General features: G+C 69.7%; 20 protein-coding genes. 11 read left to right on the top strand and 9 right to left on the bottom strand.

Translation table 11 applies throughout. The annotated features are described in order from the left end of the window. The first annotated feature begins 17 nt into the window (after positions 1–17). Together AC4PMY_RS08420 and AC4PMY_RS08415 are read left to right on the top strand one after the other, a co-directional pair. Positions 18–1,394, top strand: a complete 1,377-nt coding sequence (locus AC4PMY_RS08420; protein WP_491622447.1) for an acyltransferase family protein — start codon at positions 18–20, stop codon at positions 1,392–1,394. A gap of 9 nt (positions 1,395–1,403) precedes the next feature. Continuing rightward, positions 1,404–1,625 (top strand): hypothetical protein, encoded by a 222-nt coding sequence (locus AC4PMY_RS08415; RefSeq protein ID WP_491622446.1) that lies wholly within the window; start codon positions 1,404–1,406, stop codon positions 1,623–1,625. Positions 1,626–1,679: 54 nt separating this feature from the next. Here the strand turns inward: AC4PMY_RS08415 and AC4PMY_RS08410 are convergent, their stop codons facing one another. From AC4PMY_RS08410 to AC4PMY_RS08395, 4 genes are all read right to left on the bottom strand, one after another. Continuing rightward, on the bottom strand, positions 1,680–3,572 hold the full coding sequence (locus tag AC4PMY_RS08410) for an FAD-binding monooxygenase (protein ID WP_064295831.1): 1,893 nt from the start codon (positions 3,570–3,572) through the stop codon (positions 1,680–1,682). Between the two features lie 133 nt (positions 3,573–3,705). Continuing rightward, on the bottom strand, positions 3,706–4,239 hold the full coding sequence (locus tag AC4PMY_RS08405; protein WP_064295832.1) for a hypothetical protein: 534 nt from the start codon (positions 4,237–4,239) through the stop codon (positions 3,706–3,708). 1 nt (position 4,240) lies between these two features. Beyond that, complete coding sequence (locus tag AC4PMY_RS08400) at positions 4,241–5,164, bottom strand: pentapeptide repeat-containing protein (protein WP_491622445.1); 924 nt, start codon at positions 5,162–5,164, stop codon at positions 4,241–4,243. Between the two features lie 172 nt (positions 5,165–5,336). Then, positions 5,337–6,221 (bottom strand): hypothetical protein, encoded by an 885-nt coding sequence (locus AC4PMY_RS08395; RefSeq protein ID WP_491622444.1) that lies wholly within the window; start codon positions 6,219–6,221, stop codon positions 5,337–5,339. A 108-nt stretch (positions 6,222–6,329) separates the two neighbouring features. On the opposite strand from AC4PMY_RS08395, the gene AC4PMY_RS08390 reads away from it, so the two are divergent. From AC4PMY_RS08390 to AC4PMY_RS08375, 4 genes are all read left to right on the top strand, one after another. Further along, positions 6,330–6,962: a Type 1 glutamine amidotransferase-like domain-containing protein gene (locus tag AC4PMY_RS08390; RefSeq protein ID WP_491622443.1), complete on the top strand. Its 633-nt coding sequence runs from the start codon at positions 6,330–6,332 to the stop codon at positions 6,960–6,962. A gap of 73 nt (positions 6,963–7,035) precedes the next feature. After that, entirely contained in the window at positions 7,036–7,293 is a 258-nt protein-coding gene (locus AC4PMY_RS08385) for a type II toxin-antitoxin system RelE/ParE family toxin (protein ID WP_071261382.1), read from the top strand. 20 nt (positions 7,294–7,313) lie between these two features. After that, positions 7,314–7,631, top strand: a complete 318-nt coding sequence (locus AC4PMY_RS08380) for a helix-turn-helix domain-containing protein (RefSeq protein WP_064295991.1) — start codon at positions 7,314–7,316, stop codon at positions 7,629–7,631. Further along, on the top strand, positions 7,628–8,170 hold the full coding sequence (locus AC4PMY_RS08375) for a P-loop nucleotide/nucleoside kinase family protein (RefSeq protein ID WP_491622442.1): 543 nt from the start codon (positions 7,628–7,630) through the stop codon (positions 8,168–8,170). The genes AC4PMY_RS08380 and AC4PMY_RS08375 overlap by 4 nt, the downstream gene beginning before the upstream one ends. Positions 8,171–8,183: 13 nt before the next feature. Here AC4PMY_RS08375 and AC4PMY_RS08370 read toward each other — a convergent pair whose 3' ends face one another. Continuing rightward, positions 8,184–8,996 carry an isocitrate lyase/PEP mutase family protein gene (locus tag AC4PMY_RS08370; protein ID WP_491622441.1) on the bottom strand — a complete coding sequence of 271 codons (813 nt, stop codon included), beginning with the start codon at positions 8,994–8,996 and terminating at the stop codon, positions 8,184–8,186. Positions 8,997–9,058: 62 nt separating this feature from the next. Beyond that, positions 9,059–9,628 carry a hypothetical protein gene (locus tag AC4PMY_RS08365; RefSeq protein WP_064295837.1) on the bottom strand — a complete coding sequence of 190 codons (570 nt, stop codon included), beginning with the start codon at positions 9,626–9,628 and terminating at the stop codon, positions 9,059–9,061. Between the two features lie 105 nt (positions 9,629–9,733). Between AC4PMY_RS08365 and AC4PMY_RS08360 the strand changes: the two genes are divergently transcribed. After that, complete coding sequence (locus AC4PMY_RS08360; protein ID WP_491622440.1) at positions 9,734–10,150, top strand: hypothetical protein; 417 nt, start codon at positions 9,734–9,736, stop codon at positions 10,148–10,150. Between the two features lie 21 nt (positions 10,151–10,171). On the opposite strand, the gene AC4PMY_RS08355 is transcribed toward AC4PMY_RS08360, so the two are convergent. Further along, positions 10,172–11,017 carry a helix-turn-helix transcriptional regulator gene (locus AC4PMY_RS08355; RefSeq protein ID WP_491622439.1) on the bottom strand — a complete coding sequence of 282 codons (846 nt, stop codon included), beginning with the start codon at positions 11,015–11,017 and terminating at the stop codon, positions 10,172–10,174. 100 nt (positions 11,018–11,117) lie between these two features. On the opposite strand from AC4PMY_RS08355, the gene AC4PMY_RS08350 reads away from it, so the two are divergent. From AC4PMY_RS08350 to AC4PMY_RS08340, 3 genes are all read left to right on the top strand, one after another. Beyond that, positions 11,118–11,873 carry an SDR family oxidoreductase gene (locus tag AC4PMY_RS08350; protein WP_491622438.1) on the top strand — a complete coding sequence of 252 codons (756 nt, stop codon included), beginning with the start codon at positions 11,118–11,120 and terminating at the stop codon, positions 11,871–11,873. A 189-nt stretch (positions 11,874–12,062) separates the two neighbouring features. Further along, the gene (locus tag AC4PMY_RS08345; RefSeq protein WP_064295841.1) at positions 12,063–13,031 is read left to right on the top strand and encodes an alpha/beta hydrolase; all 969 of its coding nucleotides are present in this window, start codon (positions 12,063–12,065) and stop codon (positions 13,029–13,031) included. Between the two features lie 64 nt (positions 13,032–13,095). Beyond that, positions 13,096–14,082 carry a helix-turn-helix domain-containing protein gene (locus tag AC4PMY_RS08340; RefSeq protein WP_071261372.1) on the top strand — a complete coding sequence of 329 codons (987 nt, stop codon included), beginning with the start codon at positions 13,096–13,098 and terminating at the stop codon, positions 14,080–14,082. A gap of 51 nt (positions 14,083–14,133) precedes the next feature. On the opposite strand, the gene AC4PMY_RS08335 is transcribed toward AC4PMY_RS08340, so the two are convergent. After that, a complete protein-coding gene (locus AC4PMY_RS08335; protein ID WP_491622437.1) occupies positions 14,134–16,572 on the bottom strand; it encodes a glycoside hydrolase family 2 TIM barrel-domain containing protein in 2,439 nt (812 codons plus the stop codon). A 162-nt stretch (positions 16,573–16,734) separates the two neighbouring features. Between AC4PMY_RS08335 and AC4PMY_RS08330 the strand changes: the two genes are divergently transcribed. Next, on the top strand, positions 16,735–17,793 hold the full coding sequence (locus tag AC4PMY_RS08330; RefSeq protein WP_491622436.1) for a LacI family DNA-binding transcriptional regulator: 1,059 nt from the start codon (positions 16,735–16,737) through the stop codon (positions 17,791–17,793). Between the two features lie 51 nt (positions 17,794–17,844). Here AC4PMY_RS08330 and AC4PMY_RS08325 read toward each other — a convergent pair whose 3' ends face one another. Then, positions 17,845–18,744 carry an NAD-dependent epimerase/dehydratase family protein gene (locus AC4PMY_RS08325; RefSeq protein ID WP_491622435.1) on the bottom strand — a complete coding sequence of 300 codons (900 nt, stop codon included), beginning with the start codon at positions 18,742–18,744 and terminating at the stop codon, positions 17,845–17,847. Positions 18,745–18,757: the final 13 nt, after the last annotated feature.

Raw genomic sequence — 18,757 nt, 5'->3', positions numbered from 1 at the left:
CACCGAGGAGGACCGACATGGCCATCACCCACGCAGTACGGATCGACGCCGGAACCGATCGCGCCAGACCGGTCCGCACCGGGCTCGATCGCACCCGGGGCGAACGCGACCGCGGCATCGACCTCGTGCGTGCCTGCTGCATCGTCGGGGTCGTCGTCCTGCACGCGATGATGGTCGGCGTGACGGTGACCTCCGCCGGTCCCGTGTTCGAGAATGCGAGTGACGGCACCGCCTGGATCGCCCCGCTCAGTTGGGCTCTGCAGGTCATGCCGCTCTTCTTCGTCATCGGTGGATTCGCCGGCCTGCTCGCGTACCGACGCCACCGGTCGCACGGTGCACCGGCCTCGGCGTTCGTCGCCGCGCGACTCCATCGCCTGTTGCTCCCCGCGGTCGTCACCATCGGCTGCGTGGGTGTAGCCCTCGCGATGCTGACCCTGGCCGGTGTCCCCGCCGACCTCGTCGCCATGGCCGGCTTCCGGTTCGGCCAGCCACTCTGGTTCCTCGGCGTCTTCCTGCTCTGCCAGGCACTGCTGCCTGCGCTCGCCGCCGCCCACGAGCGCGCACCGCTCCGGTCGATCGCGTCGCTCGCCTCTGCGGCCGTGCTGGTCGACGTCCTGCGTGCGGCCACTGGTGTCGACGCCCTCGGATTCATCAACCTCGTCCTCGTCTGGACCGCGCTCCAGCAACTCGGGTTCTTCCTGGCCGACGGCTCGATCAGCGCGCTCAGCCGACGTGTCCGGTCGCTCGCCGGTGTCGGGGCGGTCGTCGTCCTCGTCGTCACCTGGTGGACCGGCGTCTACTCGAGTGACCTCATCGCGAACATCAACCCGCCCACCGCGGCGCTGCTCCTCGTCGGCGTCGCCCACACGGCACTGCTGTCGCTCGTCCGCGAGCGACTCGCTCGGCTGAGCGCGCATCGCCGGGTCGCGTTCGTCACCGACTTCGTCACCCGTCGCGCCATGACGATCTACCTCTGGCACATGCCGGTGCTCCTCGCCATGGCCGGTGCGTCCGCCGTGTTCGCGCTGACGACCGGCGTCGTCCTCCCCGCGCCGGACAGCCTCGGGTGGTGGCTCGGGCGACCCCTCTGGCTGGGGGCGGCACTGACACTGACCGCGCTGGTCGCGACGGTGTTCGCCCGCGTCGAGGCGGTTCCGACGCCGATGGCGACGCACTCGCGCGGCCGGATCACGGTCGCCGTCCTCCTCGGGCTGGCTGCTGTGGTGCTCCTCCTCGTGGCGGGCACGTCAATGACCACGGCGACGCTCGCCGTGCTGGCGGTCCTCACCGCGCTGCGCGTATCGCGGTCGTCCTCGCGATCGGAGCGACCGACGATCCGTCTGCTGCGCTCCGATGTGACAGGTGCAGAGGTCGTCGGAGCGTCCGGCGCATAGGGTTGGCCCATGGAGTTCTGGACCGTGGCGCTCGTCGTCGGTGTCGCATTCGTGGTGCTGTCCGTGCTCGCGCTCGTGCTGAACCATCTTCGGCAGCGACGTGACGCCCGTCGCCGACAGGAACAGTACGGCGACGCGGCTGCGCGGCACGCCGGGGGACGTCGGTCGCAGCGCGGTCGCGTCGCCAAGCCGGGCTCGACGAACCACCAGCAGACGCCCGACAGCTGGTGACGGCGGCGTCGTCGCGGCCGGCGCTGTGGCATCGACGCCGCGCTCGCCTGACGATCAGGAGTGCGTCGTCTGCCGTCCCATCACGCCGTCGAAGAACGCCGCGAGCTCCGCGGTGGCCGTGAGCGGGAGCACATGGGCGACGTACTGGTCCGGCCGCACGACGACGACGGCACCCGCTCGGTCGACGCCGCGCTCGGCGAAGATGTCGACGTCGGGATGGCGGGCGTAGACCTTCTCGTAGTCGACGAGGTCGAAGGGGCCGACGCGCGGCAGGAACACCTGCGGAACGGTGCCGAGGTCGATGTCGGTGTGGCGCTGCTGGTAGACGATCTTCACATCGAACCAGTCGTCGGCCCGCACGCCGTCGGGCACCGCGCGGAGCGGTGACTCCGGTGCGTCCTGCAGCCAGACGGCGAGCTCCGCCGATCGGCCAGACGCTGGCGAGGCGGCATCCGCGAAGACGTAGATCCGCCAGCGTCCGTCGGCCGTCGCGTGGTGTCCGAGATGGATGTGGTTCGCGTCCGCGACACGGGAGGAGAGGGCGGACTTGAACCGCTTGCCGATCGGGAAGCCGCTCGCGAGGTGCTGGTGGGTCGCTTCGCCGACGATCGCCGACGGGCCGTACTCCGTCATGAAGCCGGCCGGGAACTCCGCCGTCCGCACGTAGAAGTCGGCGAGCTCGGAGGGGTCGGCGAACTCCTCCGGCCGCTTGGCCATGAGGCTCGACCACTCGCGGTCGAATTCGATGAGCTCCCGGGCCACGACCTGACGCTCGGCCGAATACGTCGCCAGCAGGCTCTCGGGACTCCGACCCTCGAGCACGTGGCCGAGCTTCCACGCCAGGTTGAAGCCGTCCTGCATCGACACGTTCATCCCCTGCCCGGCCTTCGCGCTGTGGGTGTGGCAGGCGTCGCCGGTGATGAAGACACGCGGTGTGCGCGAGCCGAGTTCGTCGATCGGGACGTCGTCGAAGCGGTCCGTCAGGCGATGGCCGACCTCGTAGACGCTGTGCCAGGCGACGTGTTTCACGTCGAGCCGGTAGGGGCTCAGGATGGTGTTCGCGTGGTCGATGATCTGCTCGATCGAGGTCGACCGCACGGCTTCGCTTCCGCCGGACGGCACCTCGCCGAGATCGACGTACATGCGGAACAGGTGCCCGCCCTCGCGGGGGATGAGCAGGATGCTGCCGCCGGAACCCGACTGGATGGCGCACTTCGTCCGGATGTCGGGGAAATCGGTGACGGCGAGGGCGTCCATGACGCCCCACGCGTGGTTCGCCTGGTCACCGGCCAAGGTGCACCCGATCGCCTGGCGGACGGCACTCCGGGCGCCGTCGGCTCCGATGACGTACTTCGCGCGGACGGTCCTGGTCGCGCCGGAGGACTCGTCGCTCGTGTCCAGCAGCGTGACCGCGACGGGGTGCTCCGCATCGTCGATCTCGAGTCGCTGGAACGCCCACCCGTAGTCGGGGCGCATCCGGGTCGGGGCGTTCGCCATGTACTCGGCGAAGTAGTCGAGCACGCGGGCCTGGTTCACGATGAGGTGCGGGTACTCGCTGACGCCGGTGGTGTCATCGAGTGGTCGGGCGCCGCGGACGATCCGACCCGGGTCGTCGGCGTCGGGCTGCCAGAACGCCATCTCGGTGATGCGATAGGCCTCGGCGGTGATGCGCTCGGCGAAGCCGAAGGCGTCGAAGGTCTCGACGCTGCGCGCCTGGATGCCGTCCGCCTGGCCGATCGCGAGGCGTCCCGGTCGGCGCTCGACGATACGCGTGATGATGGAGGGGAATCGGGACAGTTGCGCGGCCGCGATCATGCCCGCCGGCCCGCTGCCCACGATGAGGACGTCGACCTCGTCCGGGAGCTCGTCGGGTCGATCGACCCCGACGCCCGCTGCAGGCAGGACCCGCGGATCACCGGAGACATAGCCGTGGTGGTGGAACTGCATCGATTCCTCACTTCATCGTCAAGAATTCGATAATGGAACAGGCTGTTCGCTTATCGCACGGCAGACACTACCCTGCACCGGCGCACGGTGGAAGACCGTTCGCCGGTGCAGGTGCAGCTCGAGTCGCGGAAGCTCAGTCCTTCGTCGCCCAGGTGCCGAGGTCCTTGACCTCGATGACCGTGGGCAGGGCGTCCTCGTCGCCGAGGAAGGCTTGGCAGGCGACGAGCGGGGCGTCGGGGGACACCCCGGCCGTCGCGTTGCCGTCCGGGGTGCAGTCGAACTGGCCCAGGACCTTGATGGGCTGGTAGCTGCCCGTGCCGCTGAGCTTCCACTCGTCCGTCGTCGGCACCGGGAGGGCGGATCGGTCGGCGTCCTTGATGTCGCCGTCCGTCAGCGTGACCGAATAGGTGACGAAGTACGGAGTCTTCCCCTCATCCGACGGGCTCGACTGGACACCCATGTCGGCGAGGTCGCTGAGCTTCCCCTCCCGGACGTCGTCGATGGCGAACGACATCTCGACGCCCGTCCCGACCTCGACCGCCACGCCCGTGCCGAGAGCCAGGGCGTCGTCGGGTGCCTGCTGCGGACTCGAGCAGCCCGTCAGGGCGATCCCGACGGTTGCGGAGACGAGTGCGGCGAGTGCGAGGGTGCGGTTCTTCCGGATCATGTCATCGACGGTATCGGGGATGGGTGCTCGAGGCCCACGGGGACAACTCCCCATCCGTCGGGAAGGCGGGCAAGGGGCCAGTCCAGTGACCCGGTCGGTCGAGGGTGGTGGGGAGCAGAGCCACTTCGTCACCTCGGGCCGCGTTGAGCTGCATCTGGGTGAGGAACAGGGCGTCCGAGAGGTCGGCCCCGTCGAATCGTGCGCCGCGGAGATCGGCACCGAGCAGGTCCACGCCTGCCAGGTCCGCTCCGCGGAGGTCTGCGCCGATCAGGACCGCACCGCGCAGGTCGGCTCCGCACAGTCGACGAGCGCGCAGGTCGCGGCCGGCGAGGTCCGCCGAGGAGCGGAGGTCGTCGTCCGGCGCGGTGTCGGCCAGGTACCCGCCCCGCGCCTCCTCGCTGACGTCGATCAGCAGGTGCCGGACCTCGGCGCGGAGGGAATCGACGTCGCAGGCGAGCACCTCGGAGGTGCCACCGTCGAGCGTCCGCTGGATCCCGGTACGGAGCCGGCTGATGTGCGCCATCAGGTCTGACGCGGTCGTCCGCTCGGCGGCTCCGACGAGGTACCAGCGCATCTCCTGCAGCTGGCGCACCACGGAGAACGTGGCGAACATCTCGGCGCTCGTGTCGGGGCGTTCCCGCCAGCTCGTGCCGCCGAAGAGCTCCTGCGAGACGAGTTGGCCCGCGCCGAAGCAGTCGAAGACGGTGCACCCGCGGAATCCTCTCGGACGCAGGGATTCGTGGATGGTGCAGGAGAAGTCGTCCGCCAGATTGTGGCAGGGCGTTCCCACTGGTTTGTCGATCGGGAAGTCGGTCGATCGTTGGAACCCGAAGGCGGTGCAGCAGAGCGCGAAGCAGTCAGCGCAGTTCGCGCGAAGCGCCGAGCGGCCGTCGGAGGGGGTGGAAGAAGCGTTGATGGACGTCATGCGTGGGTGTTCTTTCCGGAGCGGTTTCGAGTGGAGGCCGGGGTGCAGGGGAACTCCGCAGGGAGCTCCCGTTCCGGGCGCACGAAATCACCGCCCCTCGTGGGAGGAGCGAACGGGTGTCGCTGAAAGGCCTCTGGGTCACAGAGCGGAAGAACGGTTCACTGCGTTCAGGCTACCCCGCCCGGTTGTGCACGTGCCAGGCTGCGACGCAGTCCTGCATCGGCAGGCCGACGGCGAGGTAGACGGTGCGATCGTGCGCGGACCGGGCGATCCGCTCACCCCGGAGAACCAGGCTGATCGGCGTGGTCGGTTGCCGCAGGATCGGCTCGACGAGGGCTGGGTCGTCGGCGTAGCGGGTCGCACCCGCCAGGGTCTCCTCGGGAAGCTCGCGTTTGCCGGGTTCGTCCATGCCGAGCACCGTGATGTGCTCGCAGGCCGCGAGCGCCGCGGCTTCGGCGACCGGCCGGCGTCCCCAGGTCGCGGTCATCGCCGAGGTCGCTGTCGTCAACGCCTGCTCGACCGTCGCCGTGACCGTCGAGCCCTCGCCCAGCTCGGCCCGCAGTGACTCGGCTCGGGCGGCATCCGGGTCGTGGATCCGGAATCCGACCGAGGGGCGTCGACGCTGCAGGGCTCGCGCGAAGGTCGCCCCTTGGACGCCGGCTCCGATGATCGCCACCGGTCCCGGTGTCGCGGCTGCGGTCAGGTAGTCGTGGACGTACGCGGCACTGAGCGCGGTTCGTTGTGCCGTGAGCCAGCCGCTGTCCATGATCGACAACAGGGCGCCGTCGGGCAGGCGGTGGAGCAGGATGGTCCCGTGCACGGCCTCGCGTGCGGTCGGGTTCTTCGCATGGACCTTCACCGTGTAGGCCGGGATGCCCTTGTGGCGACCGGGCACGAGGACCATGGCCGTGAGGTCGTCGTTGATCGGGACGCGGATGCGTTGCGGCGCACCCTCACCCGTGTACGAGCGGAGTGCTGCACCGAGTTCCTCGGTGAGCTGCTCGACGTCCACGGCGGCACGGACCTGTTCCCGGTCCAGGACCTGCGGTGATGTCATACGTCCACTCCAGCACAGCCACGGGAGCCGGTCCAATCCCGCGCATTCGCGGTGATGGTGGTACAGGCCCGGAGCGGCCGTGTCGGCGGTATCTTCTAGCGTGTCTCCGTGAAGATCCTCCTGCTGTCCCGCCAACCGGGCGCCATGGCGCCGTTCCTCGCCGAGTCGACCGATGCGGCGGGTCGTCGGCTGCGACTCGGGTACGTCGACGACGCACAGGTGGCGTTCGCCGAGGCTCCCTTCGTCCGCGCCGAGCGCGAGTCGGTGGAGGCCCTCGGCCACGAGGTCGTCCGGGTCACCGTCCGCGAGACCGCGCCTGCCGACCTCGACCGCACGCTGGCGGACCTGGACGCGGTCTACGTCGCGAGTGGAAGCACCTTCGCCCTGCTCGAGGCGTTGCGGGGCTCCGGGAACGACACGGTGATCACCAGGCACGTGCGGGCGGGCCTGCCGTACATCGGTGCCAGCGCCGGATCGATCATCGCCGGACCGGACGCCACCCCAGCCTCGCTCCTGGACGACCCTGCCGACGGCCCGACACTCACCGGCTTCGCCGGGCTCGCGCTGGTCGACCGAACGGTGATCCCGCACGCCGACGGCCAGTTGCCGCCGTACCCGCCGGAGCTCATCAGCCGGACGCTGGAGCAGTATGCCGACGACTACCCGCTGGTCCCGCTCCGCGACGATCAGGCCCTGCTGATCGACGGCGCGACGGCGACGGTGATCCCGTCGAGTCCGTGAGGGTATCGCGCGGCGTCGGATCGGGATGCTCGATCGGGTTGTCTTGAGAACTCAAGCATTCTAAAATGACGTGGTGGAGTACACCTGGGACATTCGACTCTGGCCCGATGTCGAGAAGCAGATCCTTGCTTTAGCCGAGCTCGATCCTGATCTCTGCGACCAGATCACCGCCCGTATCGACATGCTGTCCGAATATGGCCCGTCGCTGGGACGTCCCATCGTGGATCGGATCACAGGCAGCACGATCCACAAGATGGAGGAGCTTCAAGCGCGGCGACTGGAGAGGCTGGTATCCGCCGGCGATCAAGACCGCAGAACAGCGATTTCGTGAATGGCAGAAGGGTGATGACGATGAGTGAGAAGCCAGTGAGTTGGGGGAGCGCGCGCGCGAAGTTGGGCCGAGATCCGGAGCGCGTCGCAGCCGCTCGCCACGCCGCCGAGGCAGAAGTGCTCGCTTATCAACTGGTCACGCTGCGGAAGGAAGCTGATCTGACGCAGACTGAGCTCAGTAAGACGATGGGCGTATCGCAGCGTCGCGTGTCGGCCATCGAACACGGGCAGCTTGAGTCGTTCGAACTCGACACCATCAGGAAGTACGTCGCCGCGTTGGGCGGTCAGGTCCGGGTTGTCGCCGACTTCGGGGATCGCAGCGTCACCCTTGCGAGTTGACCTTCTCGCAGGCCGGTGATCGCATCGAGCAGATGAGTAAGCGTCCATTGGTGCTCTCGGGCGGTCCTGCGGTCGGGAAGTCGACCTGCGGCAGGCGCCTGGCCGACGAGCGTGAACGAGCGGCGTTCATCGATGCCGACGACGTTCGACAGCTGATCGTCGCCGGTGACGCGACGCTCTGGAGCGGTCCTGAGGGGCGAGCACAGCACCTGCTCGCGGTCCGGAACGCCGCGGCGCTCGCTCGCAATCTCGGTGACGCCGGCTTCGACGTGGTCATCGCGGATGTCGTGCCGGCCGACGCGCTCGCGGCCTACCGTTCCGAACTCCCCGACTGCCTCGTGGTCCAGCTCGCACTCCCGGTGGAGGAGGCGCGAGCACGTGCCGCGACGCGCCCCGCGTATCTGACTGACGCCGAGTTCGATCTGCTGCACGACCTGCTCGCGTCGCCGCCGGAGGTCGACGTCGTCCTGGACGTCTCCGGCTTCACGATCGACCGACAGCTCGAGGCGATCCGCGGCGTGTGGTCGGTGTCCCGCTGATCCCGCCGGGGGTTCAGTCCCGGATGAGCTGGTTCAGTGCGGCCCAGCCGAGCGTGGGCGGTGATGCGGGAGCCGCATCGGGCGTCTCGAGCATCCCCGTCGCCCACTGCTGCGCGAGGCTGTAGGCGGCTTCCGCGATCGACGAACCCGCGCTGATACGACTCGCTCCGGCTCTCGCGAGCTCGCTGATCGACCGTGTGCCCGGGCCGAAGGCGACGTTGAGCGGCAGGGTCGTCGCATCGGCGAGCCGCTCGATCGTGTCGGCTCGGAGGGCGCCGAGCACGAAGATCCCGCTCGCGCCGGCCCGTGCATACGCGGCGGCTCGCGTGACCGTCTCGTCGAACCAGCGGTCGCTTCCGATGTCGCCGAGTCGATGCGTGTCGATGCGGGCGTTGATGAACAGCGGGACCCCCGCGTCGTCAGCGGCGGACCGCGCTGCCGCGATCCGTCGTTCCTGTTCCTCGATCGGGCGCAGCGAGTCCTCGAGGTTCACCCCGGAGACGCCCGCGTCGATGCAGGAGGCGATCGTGCTGGCGACCTCGTCCGGTGTCTCCCCGTAGCCGCCCTCGATGTCCGCGGTGACCGGGACGGACACCGACGATGCGATCCGTCGCACGGTATCGAGTGCGACGTCGCGGGTCAGCTCGTTCCCGTCGCGGTGCCCGAGTGACCAGGCGACCCCGGCACTCGTCGTCGCGATGGCGCGGGCGCCGGACGCCAGGACGGCGCGGGCGGAGGCGACGTCCCAGGCGTTCGGGAGGATCAGCGGGTCTCCGGGGACGTGCATCGCCTGCAGGGCGAGCGCGCGTTCGAGCGGTGTGGTCATCAGGCAAGTCCAGCACATCTCGCCTGGCCGTTCGACCGCGTGGGTGGCTGAGACCCAAGGGGTCAGCGGACGGAAGGCGTGAGGGCTGAGCTCAAGCGGGACATCGGGATCGCGCCGGGGAACGGCTCGCGCTTCGGCTCCCAGCCCGGTTCGGCGAGACGACGCTCGGTGACGTTCGTCGTCTGCCCGTCCCAGATCCTTGTGAGGACATTGCCGGTGCGCCGGCTCAACATCGTGATGATCAGGTTGAGCGGCGAGATCGGGACGGGCATCTCGACGTCGAGCAGGATGCAGAGCCGACCCGAGTACAAGAACTTCGGATCGTGGTTCACGAACCACCCGCCCCCGGCGATCCGCAGGTAGGTCTCGCCGATGTATCGCGTGGCACCGTCGTTGAAATCGGTGTCCTGCTCCTGCGCGAAGGCGTGGCGGTCCGGCCAACGGTGGAGGATGAGTTGCTCGAGGGAGACGAGCGAGTCCCGCGAGTAATCGGTGACGACCTCGCGCGGTGTGAGGAAGTCCTCGAATCGTGCGAGGCGCGGGTGCATGATCTCCAGCCACTCGATCAGCAGCTTGTCCTGCTCCGGTGCGTGTGGTTGCTCGCCGGTCTCGGTGCGTCCGTCGTCGTTCATCCCTCGAACGTACGCGGTGGGCGACGGCTGGGGAATGGGGACATCTCCCCTCGGTGTGGTTGGCTGGGCCACACCTGATTGAATGCGTCACCCTAGGAGGTAGCCGTGCGTGTCTTCGGAGTCTTTGCCCTCGTGCTCGCCGCCGTCGGCCTCGTGGTCGCCTCGCTGGTCGTGATCGGCAACCCGGATCTGGCCGCTCCCGGTCCGCAACTCCTGCCGTACCAGGCGTACGACTCGTGGCGCTTCGTCCTCGGCCTCCTGCTGTGGGGTGCGGGTGTCTGGCTTGCGGTCGGCATCCTCGCGGTGTCGCGTCAGCCGGGGCTCGCCTGGCTCGTCCTGCTGGCGTTCGTCCCGCTGCTCGTGGTCGACCTGATCGGCGGCGGCCTGATGCCGAGCTTCGTCCTGGCGCTCCTCGCGGTCGTCGTCCTCGGGCTCGTCGTCCCGGTGGTCGTCGGGGTCGTCGGCGTCGCGATCGGCGGGGCTGTCCGGCGTCGGAAGCTGCGGACAGCACCGACGGCCTGAACCGCTCGGCCGGCGCCTCCGCTACCGCGCACCCTCGAAGGTCTGGGTGCCGAGGACGGCGAGGAGCTTGAGCTTGCCTGCGGCCTCGGTGTGCGGCGCGGCCGTGAGGACGAGCAGCGCCTGCGACTGGTCCTCGGTGAACAGGGCCTGACAGTCCAGCTCGATGGGGCCGATCTCTGGGTGGATGAGCACCTTGTGGTCCTCGAAGCGCCGCCCGACCTCGTGCGTCGCCCACAGCCGCCGGAACTCCTCGCTGTGCCCGGTGAGTGCCTCGACGATCTCGCCCGCCGGCGACTGCGCCCCCAGCGAGCCGTAGGCCGCGCGGAGCGACGCGACCTGCGCTCGGCTCTGCCGGTCCCGGTCCTCGGCGGGATATCGCTCGCGTTCCTCCGGGTGCACGAACCAGCGGTAGATCGCGCTGCGCTCCAGGCCCCGGTACCGGCTCGCATCCCCGAACAGCGCCCGGGCAGGATCGTTCTGGACGAGCGTCTCGCCGAGCGCCGACAGGATGAGCGCTGGTGCGTCGGTGAGTCGGTCGAGGACGCGCAGGAGTGCCGGCGCGACGTAGTCGGTCGCTGCGAGACGGGTCGGAGCGTTGTGCCCGGCGATCCGGTACAGGTAGTCGCGTTCTTCGGCACTCAGCCGGAGGGCGCGGGCGAGTGAACCCAGCATCTGCGTGCTCGGCTGTGGACCCCGCTGCTGCTCGAGCCGCGCGTAGTAGTCGGTCGACATCGCTGCGAGCTGCGCGACCTCCTCGCGTCGGAGCCCCGCCGTCCGTCGCCGAGGTCCGCTGCTCAGACCGACGTCCGCGGGCTGCAACGTCGATCGGTGTCGGAGGAGGAAGTCGGCGAGCGCTTGGCGATCCATCCCGCCAGTATCCGCCTCCGCGGCCAGGCGATCCAGGGATCGCGGATCCATGGATGGCCGGACCCTGGTGCGGCCGTCGTCGCCGACGGAGACTCGATGCATGCAGATCACCGGAAACACCGTCTTCATCCCCGGCGCGACGAGCGGCATCGGCCTCGCTCTCGCACGACGCCTCCACGCAGCCGGCAACACCGTCATCATCGGCGGGCGACGCACCGAACTCCTCGAGTCGATCGCAGTCGACGAGCCCGGCCTCCACACCGTGCGGATCGACACGGCCGACCCCGCGAGCATCGAAGCCGCGGCGAGGCAGGTCATCGCGGAGCACCCGGAGCTGAACGTGCTCATCACGATGGCCGGCGTCATGCGCGGGGAGGACTGGACCGGTTCCGACTTCGTCGCGACCGCTGAGGAGATCATCACGACGAACGTCCTCGGGCCCATCCGGCTCATCGGTGCGTTCATCGAGCAGCTCCGCAGTCGACCGGACGCGACGATCATGACCGTCTCGTCAGGGCTCGCCTTCACCCCGTTGCGGGTGACGCCGACCTACAACGCGAGCAAGGCGGCCATCCACATGCTGAGCGAGTCCATCCGCCTTCAGCTGGCGGACACGGGCGTCAGCGTCGTCGAGCTCGTCCCGCCGGCCGTCCGCACCTCGCTCATGCCCGGCCAGGAGGAGAGTGACTTCGCGATGCCCCTCGACGCGTTCGCCGACGAGGTCATGGGCCTCATCGAGTCGCAGCCCGACGCCACCGAGATCCAGGTCGAGAACGTCAAGTTCCTCCGCTACGCCGAGGTGCGCGGCGAGTACGATCAGACGGTCGCGATGCTCAACCGCCTCGACCCGCACTAGGCGGACTCAGTCGCCCGGATCTGCACGATCTCCGCCTGAATCCGTGCAGATCCGGGCGACTCGGCGCGCCCGGAGCCCGCCAGATGGCGGTGTGATGTGCGGAATTCGGGCACATTCGGCGGGTGAGGTGGATCGCCGCGAGCAGCAGACTGGGGACACCGTCATCCGCTGTGGACAGAGGAGTTCATCATGACCGCGACCGTCAACCACCCACCCTTCGATCCCGAGCTCGCCGCGGTCCTCGCTGCCGTCGGTGATCTGATGCCCTCGACCCTCACCGCCGACATGATCCCGATGCTGCGCCAGGCGTCGCCGGTCTCACTCCCCGTAGACGAGATGCTCGCCGACGCCGGGGTCGTGCGCCGCGATGTGACCATCGCCGGGTACGAGGGTGCCGAGATCTCCGTGTCCGTGCTCGCGCGAGCGGGCAAGACCGGCACCGGGCCAGGCGTGTTCCACACCCACGGTGGCGGGATGGTCATGGGCGACCGTTTCGTGGGACTCGGCCAGTTCCTGCCGTGGATCGTCGAACTCGACGCCACCGTCGTGACCGTCGAGTACCGACTCGCGCCCGAGTTCCCCGATCCGTATCCCGTCGAGGACTGCTACGCCGCACTCGTCTGGACGGCGGAGCATGCGCAGGAACTCGGCATCGATCCAGCTCGGTTCATCATCGCCGGAGCGAGTGCCGGTGGAGGGCTCGCCGCTGGTGTCGCGCTTCTGGCCCGCGACCGGAGCGGCCCGGAGCTCGCCGGCCAGGTCCTCATCTACCCGATGCTCGACGACCGCGACGCCACCGTCTCGACCGCCCAGATCGACGGCGTCGGCGTCTGGGACCGGGGCAGCAACATCACCGGCTGGACCGCACTGCTCGGCGACCGTGTCGGTGGCGAGGACGTCTCCATCTATGCCGCCCCGGCACGCGCAACCGATCTGACCGGCCTCCCACCCGCCTTCATCGACTGCGGCAGTGCAGAGGTCTTCCGTGACGAGGACGTCACCTATGCGACGTCGCTCTGGCAGGCCGGTGTCCAAGCCGAGCTCCACGTGTGGCCGGGTGGGTTCCACGGGTTCGACATGCTCGCGCCGCACGCCGAACTCGCTCGGGCCATGACCGCGGCTCGGAACGCCTGGGTCGCTCGCCTGCTCGCGCCCTGAGGTCATCGCCTGTGACGGCCCGGTTCCCTATGCTGGGTCGTCACAGGCACATCGGAGTGACGCCATGCAGGAACTCGTCGGCCGCCTCACCGCTTTGGATCCCGAGGCGAGTGAAGGCCTGAAGGTCATCGCCTATTTCGACGCGCTCGTCGCGGGCGGGGTGAACACCGAAGCGCTTGCCCGCGGCGCAGCCGTTCTGACCGGGGTACCCGCAGGAGTGCGTAGCCCGGAGGCCGCCGTCCGCGTAGATCCTGCCGGCCACCGCCTGCCCGTCGGCCCCTCGGACTGGCCGACGCGCACGGTCGCCGGTGACGGGTCCGTCTGGTTGGAACGCGTCGGAGCCGCCCACGCCAACGACGCGATCGTGCTCGAGCGGTTCGCGCTCGCCGTGGCCCTGCTGCGGTCGCGGCGTCACCCGCAGGCGGACTCGTCGGTGCAGATCCTGCTCGATGCCGACCGTTCCGAATCGGAACGATCGCAGGCCGCCGAACGACTGTCCCTCTCCGGCTCCGCCCTGCGGGCGGTCGCGACGGCGCCGTCGGTGCACCCACCGGGTGGTCCGTCGGCCCTCGTGGTCGGCGCTGGTGGGATGCTGCGGGCGACGATCGTCAGTGGGCCGGACGGGGCGGCAGGTCTGTCGGATGTCGACGGCGTCGCCGGGATCGGACGCGCGGGCGTCGCGACCCAGCTGGTGCGATCATGGGCGGAGGCGCAGCAGGCGATCACCCTGACGGACGCCGCCCACCGGGTCGTCGACATCGCCGACCTCGGCGTTCTCGCCGACGCCGTCCGGGAGTTGGCCGCCACCGCCGCTCGGTCTCCGGACGTCTCGGCGCTCGCCGCACTCGACAACCGTGCCGCACGGGTACTCGACGCGCTGGTGCGAGGCGACAGCGTGCGGTCCGCTGCGCAGGAACTCGGCATCCACCACTCGACGTTGCAGGGTAAGCACGAGCACTTCGCCCGGATCCTGGGATACGACCCTCGCGAGCCAGTCGGACGGGCGCGCTACGAACTCGCCTCGCTGTTGCTCAGATCCATGGGGCGTTGAGTCGCCCGGTTCTGCACGGAATCCGGCGACATCCGTGCAGAATCGGGCGACTCAGTAAGCCGCTGCCTCCAGATCCAGGACGACGTCGTAGAGGCCGGCACCGCTCACCGTCACGGTGATGGCGCCGGCCCGGCTCGGCCGGACGATCGCCAGCGCCCGTCCGTCGAACGTGGTGCGCGTGGTCGCGTCGAAGCGCTCGGTCGTCTTCGGGGCACCGGTTCCGAAGCCCGCGAGCCGACCCGCGCCCGTGACGCTGACCGAGACCTCGCGGTCGGCGCCGGTCACCAGGACGCCGGCCGCGTCACGCAGCTCGATCGCGATGAAGGCGAGATCGGTGTCGTCGGCGCGGAGTGTCGTCCGGTCTGCGGTCGCCACGAGTCTGGTCGGGCCGGTGGCGGAGACGAGCGCAGTGCGGCCGACCTCCGCGCCCGAGTGGAACGCGACCGCCTCGAGCATGCCCGGCCGGTAGACGGTCTCGAACTCGGCGAGCTTCGGCCGGCGTCCACCCACCGGGCCCCGCGCCACCTCGACACCGTCGAGCAGCAGGGCCACCTCGTCGGCGTCGGCGGCGACCTCGACCCTCACCGGCGCGCCCTCGAAACCGGGCCACGTCCACGAGTCGACCGAGTCGCTCCACGCCCACGGGGACTGCATCGTGATCGTCTGCCCGTGCCGTTCCGGTCGGAGCACCGCGATGGCCGGCTCGGACCGCAGACCGAAGACGATCTCCCGGTAGTACGACACCGGCCGCCGCCAGCCGGTGATGTCGAAGTCGCCGCACCACGCGGTGAGGTAGGGGAACTCGCGCTCGAGTGCACCGTTCGACTCGGGGTCCTCGGCATAGGAGGTCGCACCGATGCCGACCTCGCCGAGGTAGTCCCAGCCGGTCCAGGTGAAGTCGCCGATCACGTTCGGGTTCGCCTCGACGAGTGGCCAGAGGTCGCCGATCTGGGTCGGGAAGGTCTCCGAGCCGACGATCACGCGGTGCGGGAACCGCTCGGCATCGCTCGCGTAGCGGCCGTCCGCGTAGTTGAGGCCGAGGACGTCGAGGGCTGCACTGGACTCTTCGGTGCGCGTCGTGACGGCGTCGGAGGAACCGATGAGGCTCATCATGTTCGCGCCCGCTTCGCCCATCAGCTCGTTCAACCCCTGGTCCGACGCCATGATGCCGTCCAGATCGTCGAGCACGGCCAGGGTCGCGTTCACGCCGTTCGTCACGAGTCGTGTCGGATCCAACGAGCGCACGTGCTCGGCGAGTTCCCGCGCCTGGATCGCGCCGTGCGGGGTGCCGACCTCGACGATCTCGTTGCCGATCGAGTACATGATCACGCTCGGATGGTTCATGTCCTTCGCCACCATCGACTCCAGATCGGCCCGCCACCACTGCGCGAAGTCGAGGGAGTAGTCGTTGTCCGTCTTGCCCCGACCCCACATGTCGAAGGCCTCGTCCATGACGAGCATGCCGATGCGGTCGCAGGCGTCGAGCATGGCGGGCGACGCCGGATTGTGGGCCGCCCGGATCGCGTTGAAGCCGGCGTCCTTGAGGAGCTGGACACGCCGTTCCTCGGCGCGCGCGATCGACGCTGCACCGAGCGGACCGTTGTCGCTGTGGATGCAGGCGCCGCGGAGGAGCACCGGCTCGCCGTTGATGCGGAGACCTTTCCGCGGGTCGACCGTGACCGTGCGGATGCCGTGGACCGTGTGCACCACTGTTCCGTCGTCCGCCTCCTCGCCGCTCGGCGCGAGGGTCGTCCGAGCCGAGTACAACGACGGGGAGTCGACGCTCCACAGCGCTGGATCCTGCACGTAGAGCCGCTGCCGGATGGTCGCCGTGCCGGCCGGTGCGACGGTGACGGGTGTGCGGTCCTGTTCGACGACGACGCCCTCGGGGGAGGTGAGCCGGGTGGTGAGGACGCTCGAGCTCGTCGTGAGACCGCGGTTGGCGACGGTGGTCGTGACCTCCAGCACGGCCTGATCGTCCTCGATCCGGACAGTGGTGATGCGGACGCCGTCGGGTGCGACGTGCGTCGGCTCGTCGACGTGCAGGAGCACCGGCCGGTGCAGGCCGGCGCCGGCGTACCACCGTGAGTCCTGACCGGAACGCACCTCGATGCGCAGCGCGTTCACCGCACCGAACCGGAGGTACGGCGTGAGGTCGACGAAGAACCGCGCGAAGCCGTCGGAGCGGTTGCCCGCGAACTCGTCGTTGAGGTACACCATCGCGTGACGGAAGGCGCCCTGGACCTCGAGGCGCACCACTCGACCCGCCCACTCGGCGGGGACCTCGAACTCCTTCACGTAGCTGAACGCCCCGGCCGGATAGTACGCGGCCCCTCCCTTGGCGGGTACGTCCGGCGAGCGTTCGGCGTCGCGCAGGGCGTCGTGCGGGAGGGTCACAGCTCGGGAGTCGTCCGCTCCGCCCTGCACGGCCGCGAAGGGCCCGCGCGGGGCCCGCACGATCCAGCCGTCGGTGAACGAGGCGATGGCCATGGGGCGCTCCAGTGCGGGTCGATGACAAAAGTATTTCGGCGGCTGTTCGCCGCCTTTCCGAAGGTAGGCGAGCTGCAGCTGCCAGAGCAATGCGCCAGTGACGAAACACTTTCGCTACGCTGGACCGCACGGCGGCTCGACCGCCGTCGGACGGAGGGCCGGATGGCACGCACGAGGACGACCGGTCCCACCCTGGCGTCCATCGCCGAACGCGCCGGCGTCTCCGTCGCGACCGTCTCGAAGGTCGTCAACGAGCGGCCGGGGATGTCCGAGGCGACGCGGGCGCGGGTGGAGGCGGCGATCCGCGAAGTCGGGTACCGTCGGGCGACGCGCTCAGGGCTGCCTGGTGTGCGTCAGGTGCACGTGGTCTTCGACACCCTCCACAGCGTCTACTCCCTCAGGGTCCTCGACGGCATGGTCGCTGCGGCGCAGCGCGTCGGTGTCGACCTCGTGACCCGTGTGCTGTCGCCCGCCTCCGGATTCGGCGCCGCCGGGGCGAGCGGTGACGACGTGCCGCTCGATCGCGCCTTCGTCGACGACGTCGCGTCGCGAGGCGCACTCGGCATGATCGTCGTGACGACGCCGCTCGCCGCCGACGTAGTCGACGCCTGCCTGGACACGGGGCTGGCGCTCGTCGCCGTCGACTCACCGGATCCGCTGGACCGCTCGGTGGCGAGCATCGGGTCGAGCCATGCGGCCGGTGGTCAGCAGGCGGTCGAGCACCTCGTCGGCCTCGGGCACCGGCGGATCGCCTTCGTGGGTGGACATCCGGCGAATCCCGGCCTCCGTGCGCGGGCGGCCGGCTATCGAGAGGCGCTCCTGTCGGCCGGTGTCACGCTCGACCCAGGGCTCGTCTCGGAGGAGGGGATGGGCACCTCGGCGCGGGCGGTCGAGCGCATGCTCGCACTCGACGACCCGCCGACCGCCGTGTTCGCGACCAACGACGCCGACGCCTTCGCCGTCATCCGCACGGTCGTCCAGGCCGGTCTCCGCGTGCCGGAGGACGTGAGCGTGGTCGGCTACGACGACACGTACTCGGCGATGCTGACCGTTCCGCTCCTGACGACCGTCCACACCTCGATGCACGACATCGGCCGGGCGGCGGTCGACACCGTCCTCCGCCTGCATGCCGGCGAGAAGCCGTTCTCCCATCATCTCGAGCTCGCGACGACGCTCATCGTGCGGGAGTCGACGGGGCCGGTCCCGCCCTCGACGCCCTGAGTCGCCCGAATCTGTGCGTTTCAGCCCGAATTTCGAGCAGTTTCGGGCGACTCAGTGGGACGAGCGCGGCAGGCGGAGGTCGTGCAGCGTGAAGCGGCCTACCGGGAGCGCGGCGCGGATCCGGGACTCGTCGAAGCGGCGTGAGGGACGGAGGTCCGCAGGGAGTTCCGGTGCCGGTGGAGCCGCCTCGCTCACCCCTTCGGCCAGCATCTGCGCCTGCGCCTTCGCCACGAGCGGCGTCTTCATCAGGCGTTCCGTCGCGCGCGCGAGCAGGCGGATCGTCCAGACGGGTACCGGGACGTACAGCGGGCGGCGTCCGGCCACGTGCGCGATCCGGCGCACGGCCGCACCCAGCTCGAGTTCCTCGGCGCCCATGACCGCGACGGTCGGCTCCGGCACCCGGCCCTCGAGCGCTGCGACGAGGACGTCGACGGCGTCCGCGACCGGCACCGGACGCACGCGGCGCTCGCGGTAGCCGACGGTCGCGAACACCGGGAAGGTGCGGACGGCCTTGGTGACGTGATCGACCATGTGGTCGCCTGCGCCGTAGATCATGCCGAACTTGAGGACGGTGTGCGCGATACCCGAGCCCCGCACGATCTCCTCGGCAGCCCACTTCGTCTCGTGGTACCCGGAGCCGCAGTCGGGGCGCGCGCGGAGGAAGCTCACCAGCACGATGCGACCGACGCCGGCGCGACGGGCCGCGTCCACGACCGCCCGGGTGCCGTCGACGTGCACGCGCTGGAAGGTCTGATCACCGAGCTCGCGGTTGATCCCGGCGCAGTGCGCGACCGCGTCGCAGTCGGCGAACGCGGCGGTCAACGCCTCGACGTCGTCGATCTCCACGCCGGTGCGTCGGGAGACGACGACGATCTCGTGCCCGTCGTGCCGCAGCCGCTCGACGAGGTGCCGTCCGACGAATCCGGTCCCACCGGTGATGGCCACTCGCATGCTGTCTCCTTCG

Source organism: Plantibacter sp. MDV22-iso1, from assembly GCF_058408345.1.
This window is presented reverse-complemented; position numbering and strand designations above follow the sequence as displayed.